Origin of the sequence: Sphingobium sp. 15-1, from assembly GCF_013375535.1 — a bacterium.
In the GTDB taxonomy this organism is placed as follows: domain Bacteria; phylum Pseudomonadota; class Alphaproteobacteria; order Sphingomonadales; family Sphingomonadaceae; genus Sphingobium; species Sphingobium aromaticivastans.
Genome location: NZ_JABXJG010000001.1, coordinates 3,117,703 through 3,134,262, shown reverse-complemented (window position 1 = coordinate 3,134,262; position 16,560 = coordinate 3,117,703). Strand labels below are relative to the sequence as shown.

Here is a 16,560-nt window from a genome sequence, read left to right as displayed (position 1 = left end):
GGGCTTACTAACTACACCGTTTCCGAGTCACAGCCCTTCCGTCATCGATCACCGTCAACTCCCGACCACCCGCCGACGGGCGCAGTTCCAGCTTCCTGTTCCAGCTCTGCCCCTCCCCGGTGAAGGCCGCGTCGATGCGGATGCGGCCATCCGGACCGTGGGACACGCCGGTCGCCTTGCCCTCGCTTTCCAGGAAAACCAGGCTGGTGGGCGTGATGGTCAGTTCCAGCTCGGTCGCGCGGTCGGCGCAGCTTTCATCCAGCCCCGCCCAGCGGCCCTGTATGCTGGCGGGGATGGTAACGCCGACCGGCGCCGATGGGGACAAAATGTCCGGCGCGGGTTCGGCCGTCTGGATTCCGTTCTGCCCCTGCGGCACTTCGCGGACGTCCGACGTCGCCTCGTCGACGATATTGGTGGCCATGCCGGGCTGGTCGCTTTTCTGGTCGCCACAGGCTGCAAGGACGAGCAACGGCAGGAGGATCATGGCGCGCATGGGAAGAAAACCGGCCTTTCGCCAAGGGGTTCCGGCCATCGCGGATTGCTGGGTCATTCCTGCTATACTCCTTCTCGACAAGGGAGATATGCCATGCCGGTGCTGGGAATGGGGGGATTTTTCTTTCGCGCCCGCGATCCGGAGGCGCTTTCCGCCTGGTATCGCACCCATCTGGGTGTCGGCGCGGGCCGTTCCGCCGATCCTGAGGTCGCGCCCAACATCCACACATGGACGGCGCGGGGCGGGCCGATGGTCTTCGCCCCCTTCCCCGCCGACAGCGACTATTTCGCCGCCGATAAGGCGTTCATGATCAATTTCCGCGTGTCCGATCTCGACGGACTGCTGGCGGACTTGCGCGCCGCGAACGTTGCAGTCATCACCAAGGCCGAATGGGATCATCCGGAGGTGGGCCGCTTCGCCCGCATCCACGATCCCGAAGGCAATGCCATCGAACTTTGGGAGCCGTCCGCCCCAACCGCCTGAATGAAAAGGAAGCCGATGATGAGAAGCCTGAAGATCGCCCTTGCTCTGGCCACGATGGCGCTGGGTTCGCACAATGCCATGGCGGCGCTGGCCGTGGGGGCGAAGGCGCCCGACTTCACCACGCGCGGCGCGCTGGCGGGCAAGACCTTTACCCTGACGCTATCGCACCAGTTGAAGCGCGGGCCGGTGGTGCTCTATTTCTTCCCCAAGGCGTTCACGCCGGGCTGCTCCGCCGAAGCGCGGGAGTTCGCGGAGCATATCGAGGATTTCAAGAAGGCGGGCGCCACGGTGATCGGCATGTCGGCCGATCCGGTGGACGATCTGGTCGCCTTCTCCACCAAGGAATGCGCGGGCAAGTTCGCCGTGGCCTCGGCCGGGCCGAACATCGTGTCGGGCTATGACGTGGCGCTGAAGATGCGGCCGGGCATGACCGACCGCACTTCCTATGTCATCGCGCCCAGCGGCCGCATCGCCTTCGTCCATAGCGAGATGAATTATGCCGGCCATGTGAAGAGCACGCTGGCCGCCGTCGAGGCGATGAAGCAGAAATAGGTTCGGTTGAGGTTGGGTTGAAAGGCAGGCATATGGACAGTCGCCGCCATGTAATCCCGTCATGCTGAAACTGTTTCAGCATGACGGCGTGTGTGGATTCACGGCAAGCGTGCCGGCTTCGCTTCAGTCCAAGCTCAACGCCCCTTATTTCTTCACATATTTGCCGAACCAGCCGAGCGTCGCCTCCCAAGCGGCCTTGGCGGCGGCTTCGTTATAGCTGGGGCGATAGTCGGCCATGAAGCCATGGTCGGCGCCGGGATAGACGGTGATCGCGTCGGGCGGCGCCTTGCCCGCGATCTTCAGCGCGGCCTGCATCTTCTCGACATCCGCGACCGGAATGCCCTTGTCCAGCGCGCCATATTGGCCAAGCACAGGGGCCTTGAGCGCGCTCACCTGCTCGATCACGTTCAGGGGCTGCAACGGCGTCTTCTCGCTGATCAGGCGGCCGTAGAAGGCGACGCCCGCATCCAGTTCCCTGCTATGGGCGGCATAGAGCCAGACGGCCCGCCCGCCCCAGCAGAAACCGGTGATTCCGCGCCGCCGGCCATCGCCGCCATGGCCGCCCGCCCAGCCATAGGTCGCGTCGATGTCCTTCAGCACCTGCCCGTCGGACGCCTTGGACACGATGGTGGCGATCAGTTGCTTGAAGTTCGCCACCTTGGTCGCGTCGCCATGGCGGGCGAACAGGTCGGGCGCGATGGCATAATAGCCCGCCTGGGCGAAGCGGCGGCAAATGTCGCGAATCCATTCATGCACCCCGAAAATCTCATGCACGACGACGATGATCGGTGCGGCCTTGGCGTTAGCGGGCCGGGCGACGAAGGCCGGCATGGCGAAGCCGTCGCTCGCCTTGACCGACACCGTCTCCTCCTTCAGCCCTTCGCCGGAGGTCTGGACGGCGCTGCTGGAAACGGGACGGCAGGCGGCGGCGAAACCGGCGGCGAAGGCCCCGCCCGCCAGCAATTTGCGCCGGTCGAGGCCAGTCGAGCCGATCCAGTTGCGGTCTTCCGGTAAACGGTCGGGCTGATCCTGGTTGCCGGTCATGCGCGTCTCTCCTCAAGCCATGGCGCGCGAGCCTAATCGCGTCCGCGACCAGCGCAAGTCCTTCTCAGGCAAGGAAATCGCCGCTCTCGATCCGATCCAGCGCGCCGACATCCCGATTGTAGATATAGGTCCATGCCTCCACCGGGCCATGTTCGCCCCGGACGATCAGCCGTTCCCGGCGATATTCATGCGGCTCGGGAAAAGGGGCGGCGCATTCCTCATAATCGTCGAGCATGGCGAAGACCGCCGCCGGATCGGCAAGCGCGAACAGGTCGCCCGACACCGCATCCGATCCGCCCGGCACAAAGGCGGGGTAGCTGCCGACGCGATAGAGCCTGCCTTGCGCCACAGCCGGGCCGACATGGCGCGCGGCATTGCGCAACCAGTCCGCCATCGGATCGTCAAGGCCGTGGCGCAACGTGCCATAGACGAAGAGCAGCGGCTCGCTCAGAAATTCCCCCTGGAAATATTCCCTATTTGCAGGAAATTTGCCCAATTTACGTAAATTTTTCCAGACCGAATGGATTCAGGGCTCGCGAAAACCCTCGAATTTGCGGGTGGAATGGAAATTGGCACGGCTCCTGCAGTCTTCCCGGCATCACGGCCGGATGGTCCGGCCCCACATGGTCCAGGGAGTATATCATGTTCGCCAAGCTTCAGAACGCCGCTTTCGCGCTTACCGGCGCGCTGCTCGTCGCCGGTCTCTTCATCAGCGCCGCCGTCCCGGTCACGCCGATCGCCTGATCCCATAACAGCCCGATCCCATAACAGAGAGTCAAGAAGGCCAGATCCATGAACAACAGCTTCACCCTCGACCGCCGCAACGGAAAGATCATGGGCGTATGCGCCGGACTTTCCAACCGCACCGGCATGGATGTCACATTGATCCGCATCGCCGTGGTGCTGCTGACGCTGTGCGCTTTGGGCCCGGTCGGCGTCGCCGCCTATCTGCTGGCGGGATGGCTGGCGGAGGGTTGATCAAGAACAGCCATAATGAAAGAGCCGCCCTTGACGATGTTCGGGGCGGCTCTTCTGATGTCCAAAAGGGACGGTAGGGGTCGGGTCATGTCGCGCTCAGGCAAACAGCACCGAATAGAAGGTCAGCATCTGTGCGCCAACCGCAACCATGAGGGCAACGCCCTGAACCGTGTGTCGCATATCGTTCGTCCTGCAAGTTGTTTTCTATCTTCGCCTTGTCGGCGTCCGGGCCTATGCGCCCGCCATGATAGTGTAACAATCGCAAAGGACGATTTCGCAGTTGCAGCAAATGCAACAGTCAGCGTTGCTCCAAAGCCACAATCATCGCTTGCGCCGCCGCGGGCGCCCGGACCTTCGCCCCGCTGATGAAGAAGGCATAGACGTCGCCTTTCGCCGCCTGCTCCCGCGCCTGCGCCTGCGCCGCCCAACCGTCGATTTCCTGGGGCGAATAGCCGGTCGGCTCCTCCTCCCGCGTGCGCATCAGCCGGGCGTAGGAAAAGCCGACGTCCCGGCCGCGCAGCGCCGGATATTCGGGATGATCGGCATAGACGACCGCCGCCCCCGCCGCATGGGCCAGGTCGAAAAAGGCGGGATCGTCGAAGCTTTCATGCCGCACCTCCAGCGCATGACGCAACGGCACGCCATCGACGCCGGCGGGCAGCAGCTTGAGGAAAGCCCCGAAATCCTCCGCATCGAATTTCTTGGTCGGCATGAATTGCCAAAGAACCGGTCCTAGCCGGTCGCCCAGCTCGACCAGCCCCTGATGGACGAATTTGGCGATCGAATCGCCTGATTCCGCCAGCACCCGGCGATTGGTGCAGAAACGCGACGCCTTGACCGCGAACTGGAACCCGTCGGGCACCGTTCTGGCCCAGCCGGCGAAGGTCGCGGGCTTTTGCGTGCTGTAATAAGTGGCGTTGATCTCCGTCGCGGTCAGATGTTCGCCCACATAGGCCAGCTCGTCCTTCTGCCGCAGCCCCTCGGGATAGAAGGTGCCCCGCCATGGTTCGAAGACCCAACCGCCGATGCCGACCCTGATCTTTCCACTCATGCTGCGCTCTCCTTTTGCCGGGCATCCTGATCGGCAAACACGAACAGAGCCAGAGGGAAAAGCGCTTGGCGGCAAGCCGGCATGGCTTTCCGCCAGACGCCCTTGACCGTCAGCCATGCGGAGGTCGAACGAAGGCCGAGGGGGCCCGGAGCGGACGCTTTCAGTCCCTGCCGTCGATCATATTGCACTCGGCCCCTCATCGAGCCGCGAAATCAGGTTGCCAAGATTTGCCGCCGGGAAGAGAAAGGCTTGTCAAAGGAGAAGGCCTTGCCGCCCAGCAGCAGCACAAGATCGAAGACCGTCACGATCAAACAAGTGGCGGAGGCCGCGGCGGTTCACCCGTCCACCGTCTCGCGCGCGCTCAACCCCGAGACCCGCTATCTCGTCGCGCAGGAGGTGGCGGAACGCGTGCTCGCGGTCGCGCAGCGCCTGGGCTACCGGCGCAACCTGCTTGCCGCGGGCCTGCGCACGGGCCGCTCGCATCTGGTCGGGATGCTGGTGCCCGACATTGCGAACACCGTCTTCTCCCCGATCCTCAGCGGCGCGGCGGAGCGGCTGGCGGCGGAAGGCTTCTCGACCGTGGTGGCGGATGTCGGCCGCGAACCCGGCCGCCAACTCGAAATCGCGCGCGAACTGGCGACCAGGCAGATCGAGGGCCTGATCCTGGCGACCGTCCAGCGCGACGATCCGGTGGTCGATTTCTGCCTTGAGCAAGGCATTCCCGCCGTCCTCGTCAACCGGGCGGAGGAGAAGCGCCGATTGTCGGCCGTGGTGTCCGACGACGCGCTCGGGATGCAGTTGGCGGTGGATCATGTCGTGGAGCTGGGACACCGGAAGATCGCGCATCTTGCCGGGCCGGACAGCGTTTCGACCGGCCATTTGCGGCGGCGCGCCTTTTACGGCGCAATGGAGCAGCATGGCCTTCGCTCGGTCGACACGCTGCATGAAGCCGCCGAAGGCTATTCACGCGAAGAAGGCGCAGCGGCGACCCGCCGCCTGCTGGATCGCGCGCCCGGCATCACGGCGATCGTCGCCGCAAACGACCTGCTGGCGCTCGGCGCCTATGACGCGCTTAAGGAACGGGGCCTTCGATGCCCGCAGGACATATCGATCATCGGGCATAACGACATGCCGATGATGGATCTGGTGACGCCGCCGCTGACGACGATCCGGATCAGCCATAATGCGCTGGGGCGCGAGGCGGCGGATTTGCTGCTGCAACGGATTCGCGGCGACGATCCGGAGATCCGCAACATCGTCCTGGCGCCTTCGCTGGTGGTCAGGGAATCGACCGCTCCGCCGCCTCAAGGCCGGGCGCGGCGACCGCGTGCCGCAAAGACCCCGGCCAAAGCGGGCGTGGCGGGATAGGCGCGGGGTGCTCCGCCTCAGGAATGCCCGTCGACCACAAATTCCGCCAATAGTTCGGCCAGGGCTTCGATCGCTTCCTCACCTTCGTTGAGCGCTCCATGGAGCGCATCTTCAACCTTGGCGGCCACGAAACGCGATGGTCCGGCATAGGCCAAGGACCAACCCAAGAACCGACGGTGGTCGAACGGCCCGGACGCAATGGTATGGATGTCGTCATGCCGTGGATCGCGGCAGATGCTCTGCTTCAGTTCTGCGATCGCTGCCGGCGAACCTTCAAGATATTGGGTGAATTTCTGCCCGGTGAAAAGCAACGCGCCGGTTACGCCAAGCGATCGGTTGCGGGGTATGGAATTTTCCACAATCGCTCGAACATCATCCTGACCCCCGGCAGTGCCCAAACGACTTGTGCTAATATAAAACCATTTGTCGAGCATCATTCTATTATGACGATCGTACAACAGGAGTAAAGGCGAGGCGCATGGTGGGGGCCATTTTTGTGCGCCTCGCCTTCCCCTTGACCGCGCCCTGGGGAGAAGCGCGGCCGATCGAAGAATGGTTTTCTGCCAAAACGCCGTTAAGGGTCGATCTGCGGCCCTGTCGTAAAAATACAGCAGCCCTTTCCGGGAGATCGTTAGTTACCCGCTATTATAGCAACCCTCCGCACTCGCGGAGTAAAGCCATGTTTTCACCAAACAATTCTGCGCTCCAGTCCGGCAATTCGATCGACGATCAACGTCGATCTCTCCGGAAGGCGGTATTTAAGTCCGCGTTGCTCTATCCGGTACTCAATCAAGCGAAGCTGGCCATCACCAACGTCTCGGCGCATGGCGTCAGCGGTCGGACGGCGCTTACGCTCAGCTTGCGCGAGCAGGTGCATGTCAGCTTTGACGAACAGGATTTCATCACGGCCGAAGTCCGTTGGACCAATGGGACGCAGGTGGGCTTGCTGGCGGAAGATCCCCTGTTCTGGACCGCGGGAAACGACGCCTTGATGGGACGCCTGAGCGATAGCCATCAGCCGCGCGAAAGCCGCATTCCGGTCAATATCGCCGCAACGCTCACCACATCGGCGCCCGTCATGATCGGCACGATCAGGAACATGTCGGAAGAGGGCATGATGATCGAAGCGCGCAGCATCAGGGAAGGAACCAGATTGCTGGTCAAATGCCGCGGCAAATGCGCCCGCATGGGTCGGGTGCAATGGTCAAGCAGCGAAATGATGGGTGTTTTTTTCGAGCGAGGCGTTTAAGAAAAAATTAACCCTGTTTGGAACGCAATCTCCTCAACGGCGTTACGGGCATGGGCAACCATATGTAGGTCGCAATGAGGACGAAAAGTCCCATCTACGTCGTAATTGGGGACGCGCTCCTTCGCCGCCATCTGGTGGCGTTTTTGCGTGCGCATCACTATGCGCCGACGCCTTTTTCAAACGGATCGGATTTTCTCGACGCCGCGCATTTCCTGGGTTCGGGCATTGCGGTGCTGGATACGCATCTGCCCGACATGCCGGGCATGCTCGTTCTCCAGGATTTGCTGATGGAGCGGCAGGACATCCCCGTCATCATGACCTCCCAAGGGGCCGACATCCGCGCCGCCGTGCAAATGATCAAAAGAGGGGCGGACGACTTTTTGGAGCAGCCTTTCGATGAGCGGATGCTGCTGGAAACGATCGAAAGCACCGCTTCGCTTTTGGAAGAGAGGGTCGAACGTCAGCAAAACAAAACATATTCCAAGCTCTGCATGATGAAGCTGAGCAAGCGTGAGTTGGACGTTCTGAGGGAATTGGAGAAATTCGACGATAATCATATCGTGGCGCAGAGACTGAAATTGACGGTCAGATCAGTGGAGACATATCGTTCACGCATCATGCGCAAATGCGGTACATCCCGATTTTCCGATGCCGTTGCCATGTGCCGAGAAGCCATGTCCTGATGATCTTCAGGACGCGTTCGGAATATTCCGAGCGACGGACATTTGATCCCACATCCGCAGCAAGCCACATCCCAAGAGCATGCCGAAGCCGGGCCCATCAGCCTTTGCGACAGCCACGAAAATGCAGGGATAGTGTTGAAAAGCTTCCATCCAAGGGGAAGCAATCCCTTGAATATATTGGTGACCCCTACGGGAATCGAACCCGTGTTTCAGCCGTGAAAGGGCCGCGTCCTAGACCGCTAGACGAAGGGGCCACTGCAGTTCCGCTTGGGCGTCGCTGCGAAGCGAGGCGGGCATTAGGCGGTGGCTTCGGAGCGGTCAACCCCCTTTTCGTCATGAAAATGACGCGGGACATAAAATTGCCGATCCTCGCCTCAATCGGCCCAGGCGGCATCCTCCAGATGCAGTTCGGCAGCGGGGCGCGGCCCCCAATCGTCGATCTTCGCCCGGCCTGCGATCCATAGCCGCCGGTCGCGGGACGCCCCCAATATGGCTTGGCCAAGGTCGGATTCGGCCTGGCGGAAAGCGATCGTCTTGAGCGATCGGCCGTCGTCGCCCGCCATGATGGCGCGCAAATGGCCGTTGCCGACGATGTCCGCCTTGACGACGCGCATCGGGCCGGAGGCAATGAGCGGCGCCGGCCAGCCCGCGCCATAGGGGCCGCCGGCGTCGATGGCGGCGACAAAATCCGGATTAACCCCCGCCGGCGCCAGCACCGCGTCGATCAGCAGCGCCCGGTCGTCCCGCGCCTTCGCCACGGCGCCGGACAGCCGATCGTCCAGAAAGTCCGCCAGCGCGTCCACCTTATCCGCCGCGACGGTCAGGCCCGCCGCCATGGCATGGCCGCCGCCCGCGACCAACAGGCCGCTATCCTTCGCCGCCAGCACCGCCGCGCCCAGATCGACGCCGGAAATGGAACGGCCCGATCCCTTGCCGGTGCCGTCTTCATCGATGGCGACGACAATGGCGGGACGGCCCGCTTTTTCCTTGATCCGCCCGGCGACGATGCCGATCACGCCGGGATGCCAGCCCGCGCCCGACACCAGGGCCACGGCGCGATTGCCCTGCGCGGCGAGCAGTTCCTCCGCCTCCGCCTGCACCGTGGCCTCAATGGCGCGGCGTTCTTCATTGAGCTGGTCCAGCTCCTGCGCGATCTTCGCCGCCTCCGCCGGGTCTTCGGTGGTGAGCAGCCGCACGCCGAGGTCCGCCTTGCCCACGCGCCCGCCCGCATTGATGCGCGGACCGAGCGCGAAGCCCAGGTCATGGCAAAGCGGCGCCCGCGTCAGGCGGCTGGCGTCGATCAGCGCGGAAAGGCCGATGTTGCGGCGCTTCGCCATGATCTTGAGCCCCTGCGCGACGAAGGCACGGTTGAGCCCTTTAAGCTGCGCCACGTCCGCCACCGTGCCCAGCGCCACGATGTCGAGCAGTTCCATCAGCGGCGGCTCGGAGCGCTGCGCAAACCAGTTGCGCTTGCGCAGCACCCGGATCAGCGCCGCGCTGAGCAGGAAGGCCACCCCAACGGCCGCGAGATGGCCATGCAGCGCCGCTTCAGGGTCTTCGTCCAGCCGGTTGGGATTCACCAACGCCAGTGCTTCGGGCAAGGCGGCGGCGCATTTATGATGGTCGACCACCACCACGTCGACGCCCACCGCCTTCGCCATGGAGAGCGCTTCGAAAGCCTGCGCCCCGCAATCGACGGTGACGATCAATGTCGCACCCTCACCCGCCAGCCGGACCAGCGCCTCGCCCGAGGGGCCATAGCCCTCCATCAGCCGGTCGGGAATATAGGGCCGCGCCGCCAGCCCCAGATCGCGCAGCAACCGGATCAGCAGCGCCGCGCTGGTCGCGCCGTCCACGTCATAATCACCGAAGATACGCACATCCTCCCCGCGCACCACCGCGTCGGCCAGCCGTTCGGCGGCGGCGTCCATGTCGCGGAACAGGCTGGGGTCGGGCATGAAATGGCGGATGGTGGGGTTGCGATGCGCCTCCACCGCGTCGCGCGGACAGCCCCGCGCCAGCAGCAACTGCGTCACCAGATCGTCGGGGCGATAGCCCGGATCGCGCCCGTCGCCATTGCCCCCGCGCCACCGCCAGGGCTGGCCGAGGATCGAACGGGTGATGTTGAGCGCAATGGTCATGGACAGGCTTTAGAGTCTCCGCCGATGAGATGGAAGCAGGACGTGCCTTGGGCGGAGGCGCCAGGCGCAGGGACACGGATTCAACGTGGAACCGAGCGCCCGCCGTCGTGACGCGGGCGGAACTTAGGCAACCGGTTGCGCGTATTGGCTGTTCCCGCCCGGAATGGGCGCCGGACAAAAAGGGGCAAAGCGGTTTCCATGGGTTCAAGGCAGAAGCGGGTCCGGCGAGCCTTGGGTCTGATGATGATGGCGGCCTCCCCCCTCCCCCTGATGGCGCAGACGCCGCCACATCCCCAGCAGCAGCAGGAAGAACCGATCCTGCCCGACAGCGAGTTCGAGGCGCGCTTGCCCAAGGCGGGCGAAAGTCCCGCGAACGGCAGCGCGCCGCTGCCGTCGATCGACCAATGGATCGACCAGCAGATGCCGGAAGCCAGCACCAGCCGGGAACTGCCCCCAGCGGTGGAGCCCCAGGAGGAGCGTGAATTGGCGCAGCCGCTGCCGCCGCTCGACAGCGTGCAAGTGCCGGTGCAGGTCGCGACCGACAGCAACCCGAACGAGAAGACCGAAGCGGTGCGCTATTCGGTGGCGATCGAAGGCTTCGGCAAGACGGGATTGGAGGATGCATTCCGCGATTCCTCCTCGCTGATCGACGGCAAGGGAAAGGCGGACACGGCGGCCATGGTGCAGGCCCGCGCCCATGAGGATGAGGCGCTGGCCGTGCGGCTGCTCCATTCGGAGGGCTATTATGACGCGACCGCGCTCGCTTCGCTGGATCAGGCGGGAGACGGGCAAACGTTCGCGCTAAAGGCGGTCGTCTCGGTCACGCCGGGCAAGCGCTACAAAATCGGGGACATCGTCATCCATGCCGGGCTGACCGTGCCGCCGAACCTGATCCGCGACAGCCTGCCGATCAAGACCGGCGACTATATCGTCGCGGCGGCGGTCGAGGGGGCGGAGGCGAATGTCGGCGTCAGGCTGCCGGAAAATGGCTATGCCTTCGCCAAGGTGGGGCAGCGCGACATATTGCTCGATCCCGCGACCACGACCGGCGACTATACGCTGCCGGTCGAAACGGGGCCGCGCGGATCGTTCCGGGGAATCACCACCACGGGCGAGAAGCAGGCCTTCGGCGCCGACCATATGAAGGTCATCAGCCGCTTCAAGCCGGGCGAGCTGTATGACAGCCGGAAGGTCGACGATCTGCGCCGGGCGCTGGTGGCGACGGGGCTGTTTTCGAGTATTTCGGTCGATCCGGTACGCACCAACGCGCCGGGACCGGACGGCACCGAATATGTCGACCTGAACGTCGCGCAGGAGGCGGGCAAGCCCCGGACGCTGGCGGGCGAGCTGGGCTATGGCACGGGCCAGGGCTTCCGCGCCGAGGGGACATGGACGCACCGCAACCTCTTCCCGCCCGAAGGCGCGCTGATCGCCAGCGTCATCGCCGGGACGCAGGAACAGGGCGCGTCGGGCACCTTCCGCCGGTCCAATGCAGGCAAGCGCGACAAGACGTTCCAGACCGGCATCACGCTCAACCACCAGAATTACGACGCCTATGAAGCCTATACCGCCGGGCTGAATATGGGCTGGTCGCGCCAGTCGACGCCGATCTTCCAGAAGCGCTGGACCTATAGCTATGGCGCGGAGATGCTGCTGACCAACGAGCAGGTCGTGGTCGATCCGGCGACGGCGGACAAGACAAGGCGGACCTATTTCATCGGCGGCCTGCCGGTGCAGATCGGCTATGACCGGTCCAACGATCTGCTGAACCCCACCAAGGGCTTCCGCGCCAATTTGCGGGCGGAGCCGGAAGGGTCGCTCCAAGGCAGCTTCTCCCCCTATTTGCGGGCGACCTTCGACCTTACCGGCTATTATCCGGTCTCCGACACGCTGGTGATCGCGGGGCGGGCGCGGGTCGGCACGATCAGCGGGGCCAAGCGCGACGATGTGGCGCCGTCGCGGCGCATCTATGCCGGCGGCGGCGGATCGGTGCGCGGCTACGGCTATCAGGAATTGGGGCCGAAGGACGCGAACAACGATCCGATCGGCGGCCGCTCCCTCAACGAATTCGCGGTCGAGGGCCGCTACCGCTTCGGGGATTATGGCGTGGTCGCCTTCGTCGATGCAGGTCAGGTCTATGAAAGCTCCATGCCGCAATTTTCCGACATCCGCTATGGCATGGGCGTCGGCGGGCGCTTCTACACCAATTTCGGTCCCTTCCGCGCCGACATCGCCATGCCGATCAACCGGCAGCCAGGCGAGTCCAAATTCGCGCTCTATATCGGCATCGGGCAGGCATTCTGATGGCGGAGGAGATCACCCCCACCAAAACCGTCATTGTCCGCGAGGCGCGGCCGCTCTGGCAGAAGATCGCGCTGGGCGCGGCCGGTCTTGCCGTCGCGCTGCTGGTGCTGGCCGCCGGGCTGCTGCTGTTCCTCAACACCCAGCCCGGTAAAAAATTCCTGATCCGTCAGATCGCCGCGCTCAAGCTGGAGTCCGGCATGGCGATCGAGGTCGGCCGGATCGACGGGTCCATCTATGACGATATGACGATCCGCAATCTGGTGCTGCGCGATCCCAAGGGCATCTTCGCGGTCAGCCCGGAAGTGCATGTGGTGTGGAACCCCTTCCGCTACATCAACAACCATATTTCGGTGCGGCTGCTGGAAAGCCCATTGGTCGTCCTTGCCCGCAGCCCGCAGTTCAACATCACCAAGACGGACCCCAACGCGCCGATCCTGCCGGACCTCGACATCGACGTCGACCGGCTGAAGATCGCCCGCTTCCTCGTCGCCAAGCCCGTGGTCGGCCAGAAGCGCGAAATCGCCATCGACGGCGTGACCCACATTGCCGATGGCCGCGCCATATTGTCGGCCAATGCGGTGGTGGACAGCGGCGACCGTCTGGCCGCGCAACTGGACGCCGTGCCCGCGCAGAACCGCCTGTCCATGAAGGGCACGCTGACCGCGCCCAAGGGCGGCGTGATCGCGGCGATGAGCGGCCTGACCGACGGCTTCACCGCGACGCTGGACGGCAGGGGGACGTGGCAGGCGTGGAACGGACGGCTGGTTGCCACGTCAGGCAAGGGTGAGCTGGCGAACATCATGCTCGCCGCCCGCGACGGCAATTTCATCGCCAAGGGCCCGGTAAGGCCGGGGCTGGTCTTTGCCGGGACGGTCGACCGGCTGACGGCCCCCGCGCTTGATGTCGATCTGTTCGCGGGACTGAACGAACGGCGGGTGAACCTCAAAGGGTCGCTGAAATCCCCTGCCCTCTCCGCCACGGCGAACGGCCTGATCGACCTGGGCAAGAGCCAGTTCAGCGCGCTCAGGATCGATGCCGCCCTGCTCACCCCCGGCGCGATCATGGAGAAGGTGAAGGGCCGGGATGTGCGCGCTTCGGTGATCCTCGATGGGCCGATGGCGACGCCGTTCCTCGACTATGACATCATAGCGAAGCAACTCGCCTTCGATGCTACTGGGATCGAGAATCTGAAGGCCAGCGGCCGCGCGGTGATCGACGCCGACCGCATCCGCATTCCGGTCAGCGCCACCGCCAGCCGCGTCACCGGCCTGAATGCGGCGGCGGGCGGCCTGCTCCACAATCTCCGCGTGAAGGGCGACTTCGCCTATGCGGCGGGCAAGCTGATCAGCGACAATCTGAAGATCGACAGCGACCGGGTGGACGCCACCGCCATCGTGCTGGCCGATCTCGACAACGCCGTTTACCGCGGCGCGCTGAAGGGGCGGGTCAACGACTATAGGATCGACGGCGTCGGCATCGTCAATCTCAGCACCGATGTCCATCTGGTGCCGGGGCCAAGGGGCGGCTTCGGCCTGGACGGCAAGTTCGGCGTGCGCACGGCGCGGTGGGACAATGGCTCGGTGCGCGATTTCCTGGGCGGCAATGCGGTCATGTCTGGGCGCATCGGCATGACGCCGGAGGGCAAGTTCACCCTCGCAGGTCTCAGGGGCGCGGCGCCCAATTTCCAGGTCCATTCGGGATCGGGCAGCTATGATACGGACGGCGCGATCCGCTTCGACGCCAAGGCATCGTCCCGCCAATATGGCCCGCTTTCCCTCGCCGTGCGCGGCACGATGGAACGCCCGCAGGCCGTGCTGCGCGCCGCCCGGCCCCATGTCGGCGTGCAACTGCATGACGTCGTCGCGAAGCTGCATGGCGAGGCGGCGGGCTATCGGCTCGAAACCACGGGCGGCTCGCCCTATGGCCCCTTCTTCGCCAATCTGCTGATCCGCACCGCGAAAGGCCCGCTGACCATCGACATCAGCAAGGCGCGCTTTGCCGGGGTCGACATGCACGGCCGGGTGCAGCAGAGCGCCGCCGGTCCCTTCACCGGGCAATTGGCGATGAACGGTTCCGGCATCACCGGCACCGCCCGGCTGACGGCGGTGGGCAAGACGCAGGGCGCGCAACTGGACGCCGCCGCCAGCAATGCCAGGCTGCCCGGCGAGGCCGATGTGGTGATCGGCCGGGCGCTGCTCACGGCGAACCTGCTGCTGACCGACCAGCCGCAGATCGCCGCCGACCTGCAAATGGCGAACGCCGCCTATGGCGATTATATCGTCCGCAAGGCGCGGGGACGGATCGATTATCGGGGCGGGCGCGGCCGGGCGCAACTGGTCGCGGACGGATCGACCGGCGTGCCCTTCTCCATCGCCATGAACGCCGCGCTGCGCCCGACCCTCTATGCCGTGGCGCTGGAAGGCCGGGCAAGCAACATCCCCTTCCGCTTCGCCCAGCCCGCCATCATCCGCATCGAGAAAGCGGGCTATCGCCTCGAACCCGCGACGTTGGTACTGCCACAGGGCCGCGTCGACCTAGCGGGGCGCTTCGGCCAGCAGACAGCGATGCAGGCGCGCTTCAAGGATTTCGACCTGGCCGTCGCCAATATGGCGACGCCCGGCCTGGGCATCAGCGGCAAGGCCACCGGCACGCTGGACTATGCGCAGAACGGCAGCGCCTTCCCCACGGCAACCACGCGCCTTGCGATCAGCGACTTCCGCCGTTCCAGCCTGACCGCCGTGTCCGACCCGGTATCGATGGCGATCGAAGGCAAGCTGTCCAGCGCGGGCGGCGACATGCGCGGCCTCATCCGGCGCGGCAATGCGACGCTGGGCCGCTTCGTCGCGACGCTGGCGCCGCCGGGACCGGGCAGTAGCTGGAGCGAGCGGCTGCAATCCGCGCCCCTGGGCGGCGGCATCCGCTATGCCGGGCCGGCCGATGTGCTCTTCTCCTTCGCCGGGCTGGCGGACCAGCAATTGACCGGGCCGATCGCGGTCGCGGCGGATTTCGGCGGACGGCTGGCCGCGCCGCGCCTCAATGGCCTGGTCCGCGCCAATGCCCTGACCTATGAGAATGAGACGTTCGGCACCCGCGTCACGCAGATGCGGCTCGACGGGCGCTTCACCAACGACCGGCTCGACCTGCGCGACTTTTCCGGGCGCGCGGGCGACGGCACGGTGCAGGCGAGCGGCACTGTCGGCCTGGCGGCGGAACGCGGCTATCCCATGGACATCGCCGTGAAGCTGGACCGCGCCCGCCTCGCCCGCAGCGAGGCGATCACCAGCGTGGTCAGCGGTACGCTCGCCATCACCAACAGCCCAGCCAATGGCGGGCTGATCAGGGGCGATCTGTCGCTTCCCGAAACCCGCTACCGCGTCGCGTGGCAGGGCGGCACCGACATCAGGCAGCTCACCGGCGTGCGGCGCAAGGGCGAGGGCACCGACCTGCTCGACCAGCGGCTGGCCGCCCGGCAGGCGGCCGCCAAGCCGACGCCCTGGAAGCTGGACGTCCGCATTCGCGCCGACAATGAAATCTACGTGACCGGCATGGGGCTCGATTCCGAATGGAAGACGAACATGCGCGTCACCGGCACCGCCAATGACCCGCGCGTCGTCGGCAAGATAGAGGTGATCCGCGGCCGCTACAGCTTCTCCGGCCATCAATTCGATCTGGAACAGGGCGTCATCAGCTTCAACGGCCCGATGATGAACCCCACGCTGGCGATCCGCGCCGAAACCCGGATCGACGATGTGACGGCGGGGATCGCGGTCGGCGGCATGGCGCAGCGGCCGGACATCGCCTTCGTATCCACCCCGACGCTGCCGCAGGACGAGATATTGGCGCGCATCCTGTTCGGGGACAATGTGGCGAACCTTTCCGCCACCCAGGCGATCCAGTTGGCGGCGGCGCTCAACGGCCTGCGCGGGGGCGGGGGCGGGCTCAATCCGATGGGCAAGCTGCAAAATGCGTCGGGCGTCGACCGCATCGGCATCGTCGGCGGCGACGAGGCGACCGGGCGCGGCACGTCGCTGGCGGTCGGGCAGCATATCTCCAACAATATCTATGTGGAGGTGATCACCGACCCCAAGGGCTTTACCGCGACCCAGCTCGAAATCTCCCTGTCCAAGACGCTGAGCCTGTTGTCGAAGACGGGCACCAATGCGGGATCCTCCGCCAATCTGCGCTATTCGAAGGATTATTGACGCTCGACGGGT

Annotated in this window: 14 protein-coding genes and 1 tRNA gene; 8 read left to right on the top strand and 7 right to left on the bottom strand. The window is 64.9% G+C overall.

Annotated features, from left to right (window positions below; translation table 11 throughout):
• Nucleotides 1-7: 7 nt before the first annotated feature.
• Nucleotides 8-550, bottom strand: coding sequence for a hypothetical protein (locus HUK72_RS14965; RefSeq protein WP_176597429.1), 543 nt, complete (start codon nt 548-550; stop codon nt 8-10).
• 36 nt (nt 551-586) lie between these two features.
• Here HUK72_RS14965 and HUK72_RS14960 point away from each other — a divergent pair, with 36 nt between their 5' ends.
• Together HUK72_RS14960 and HUK72_RS14955 are read left to right on the top strand one after the other, a co-directional pair.
• On the top strand, nt 587-976 hold the full coding sequence (locus HUK72_RS14960) for a VOC family protein (protein WP_176597428.1): 390 nt from the start codon (nt 587-589) through the stop codon (nt 974-976).
• A gap of 15 nt (nt 977-991) precedes the next feature.
• Nucleotides 992-1,528, top strand: a complete 537-nt coding sequence (locus tag HUK72_RS14955) for a peroxiredoxin (protein ID WP_369805969.1) — start codon at nt 992-994, stop codon at nt 1,526-1,528.
• A 144-nt stretch (nt 1,529-1,672) separates the two neighbouring features.
• Here HUK72_RS14955 and HUK72_RS14950 read toward each other — a convergent pair whose 3' ends face one another.
• Complete coding sequence (locus HUK72_RS14950; protein WP_176597427.1) at nt 1,673-2,572, bottom strand: dienelactone hydrolase family protein; 900 nt, start codon at nt 2,570-2,572, stop codon at nt 1,673-1,675.
• A gap of 64 nt (nt 2,573-2,636) precedes the next feature.
• Entirely contained in the window at nt 2,637-3,023 is a 387-nt protein-coding gene (locus HUK72_RS14945) for a gamma-glutamylcyclotransferase (RefSeq protein ID WP_176597873.1), read from the bottom strand.
• Nucleotides 3,024-3,364: 341 nt separating this feature from the next.
• On the opposite strand from HUK72_RS14945, the gene HUK72_RS14940 reads away from it, so the two are divergent.
• Entirely contained in the window at nt 3,365-3,550 is a 186-nt protein-coding gene (locus HUK72_RS14940) for a PspC domain-containing protein (protein ID WP_176597426.1), read from the top strand.
• Between the two features lie 298 nt (nt 3,551-3,848).
• Here HUK72_RS14940 and HUK72_RS14935 read toward each other — a convergent pair whose 3' ends face one another.
• Complete coding sequence (locus tag HUK72_RS14935) at nt 3,849-4,601, bottom strand: DUF72 domain-containing protein (RefSeq protein ID WP_176597425.1); 753 nt, start codon at nt 4,599-4,601, stop codon at nt 3,849-3,851.
• A 249-nt stretch (nt 4,602-4,850) separates the two neighbouring features.
• On the opposite strand from HUK72_RS14935, the gene HUK72_RS14930 reads away from it, so the two are divergent.
• Complete coding sequence (locus HUK72_RS14930) at nt 4,851-5,969, top strand: LacI family DNA-binding transcriptional regulator (protein WP_218035983.1); 1,119 nt, start codon at nt 4,851-4,853, stop codon at nt 5,967-5,969.
• Nucleotides 5,970-5,986: 17 nt separating this feature from the next.
• Here HUK72_RS14930 and HUK72_RS14925 read toward each other — a convergent pair whose 3' ends face one another.
• Nucleotides 5,987-6,406 carry a BLUF domain-containing protein gene (locus HUK72_RS14925; RefSeq protein WP_255325738.1) on the bottom strand — a complete coding sequence of 140 codons (420 nt, stop codon included), beginning with the start codon at nt 6,404-6,406 and terminating at the stop codon, nt 5,987-5,989.
• Between the two features lie 41 nt (nt 6,407-6,447).
• On the opposite strand from HUK72_RS14925, the gene HUK72_RS14920 reads away from it, so the two are divergent.
• Nucleotides 6,448-7,218 carry a PilZ domain-containing protein gene (locus HUK72_RS14920; protein ID WP_255325737.1) on the top strand — a complete coding sequence of 257 codons (771 nt, stop codon included), beginning with the start codon at nt 6,448-6,450 and terminating at the stop codon, nt 7,216-7,218.
• A 74-nt stretch (nt 7,219-7,292) separates the two neighbouring features.
• The gene (locus HUK72_RS14915) at nt 7,293-7,901 is read left to right on the top strand and encodes a response regulator transcription factor (RefSeq protein WP_255325736.1); all 609 of its coding nucleotides are present in this window, start codon (nt 7,293-7,295) and stop codon (nt 7,899-7,901) included.
• A 178-nt stretch (nt 7,902-8,079) separates the two neighbouring features.
• Here HUK72_RS14915 and HUK72_RS14910 read toward each other — a convergent pair.
• Nucleotides 8,080-8,155: transfer RNA gene (locus HUK72_RS14910), tRNA-Glu, on the bottom strand.
• A 120-nt stretch (nt 8,156-8,275) separates the two neighbouring features.
• Nucleotides 8,276-10,042: a single-stranded-DNA-specific exonuclease RecJ gene (gene recJ / locus HUK72_RS14905; protein WP_176597422.1), complete on the bottom strand. Its 1,767-nt coding sequence runs from the start codon at nt 10,040-10,042 to the stop codon at nt 8,276-8,278.
• 198 nt (nt 10,043-10,240) lie between these two features.
• On the opposite strand from recJ, the gene HUK72_RS14900 reads away from it, so the two are divergent.
• Complete coding sequence (locus HUK72_RS14900; protein ID WP_176597421.1) at nt 10,241-12,346, top strand: autotransporter assembly complex family protein; 2,106 nt, start codon at nt 10,241-10,243, stop codon at nt 12,344-12,346.
• A complete protein-coding gene (locus HUK72_RS14895; RefSeq protein ID WP_176597420.1) occupies nt 12,346-16,548 on the top strand; it encodes a translocation/assembly module TamB domain-containing protein in 4,203 nt (1,400 codons plus the stop codon). Before HUK72_RS14900 ends, HUK72_RS14895 begins: the two co-directional genes overlap by 1 nt.
• Nucleotides 16,549-16,560: the final 12 nt, after the last annotated feature.

What these genes read in the sequence shown, in the direction of transcription:
- recJ (WP_176597422.1), bottom strand. Translation starts at nt 10,042, where the DNA reads ATGACCATTGCGCTCAACATCACCCGTTCGATCCTCGGCCAGCCCTGG.
- HUK72_RS14965 (WP_176597429.1), bottom strand. Translation starts at nt 550, where the DNA reads ATGACCCAGCAATCCGCGATGGCCGGAACCCCTTGGCGAAAGGCCGGT.
- HUK72_RS14925 (WP_255325738.1), bottom strand. Translation starts at nt 6,406, where the DNA reads ATGATGCTCGACAAATGGTTTTATATTAGCACAAGTCGTTTGGGCACT.
- HUK72_RS14920 (WP_255325737.1), top strand. Translation starts at nt 6,448, where the DNA reads ATGGTGGGGGCCATTTTTGTGCGCCTCGCCTTCCCCTTGACCGCGCCC.
- HUK72_RS14955 (WP_369805969.1), top strand. Translation starts at nt 992, where the DNA reads ATGATGAGAAGCCTGAAGATCGCCCTTGCTCTGGCCACGATGGCGCTG.
- HUK72_RS14895 (WP_176597420.1), top strand. Translation starts at nt 12,346, where the DNA reads ATGGCGGAGGAGATCACCCCCACCAAAACCGTCATTGTCCGCGAGGCG.
- HUK72_RS14935 (WP_176597425.1), bottom strand. Translation starts at nt 4,601, where the DNA reads ATGAGTGGAAAGATCAGGGTCGGCATCGGCGGTTGGGTCTTCGAACCA.
- HUK72_RS14950 (WP_176597427.1), bottom strand. Translation starts at nt 2,572, where the DNA reads ATGACCGGCAACCAGGATCAGCCCGACCGTTTACCGGAAGACCGCAAC.
- HUK72_RS14900 (WP_176597421.1), top strand. Translation starts at nt 10,241, where the DNA reads ATGGGTTCAAGGCAGAAGCGGGTCCGGCGAGCCTTGGGTCTGATGATG.
- HUK72_RS14940 (WP_176597426.1), top strand. Translation starts at nt 3,365, where the DNA reads ATGAACAACAGCTTCACCCTCGACCGCCGCAACGGAAAGATCATGGGC.
- HUK72_RS14915 (WP_255325736.1), top strand. Translation starts at nt 7,293, where the DNA reads ATGAGGACGAAAAGTCCCATCTACGTCGTAATTGGGGACGCGCTCCTT.
- HUK72_RS14960 (WP_176597428.1), top strand. Translation starts at nt 587, where the DNA reads ATGCCGGTGCTGGGAATGGGGGGATTTTTCTTTCGCGCCCGCGATCCG.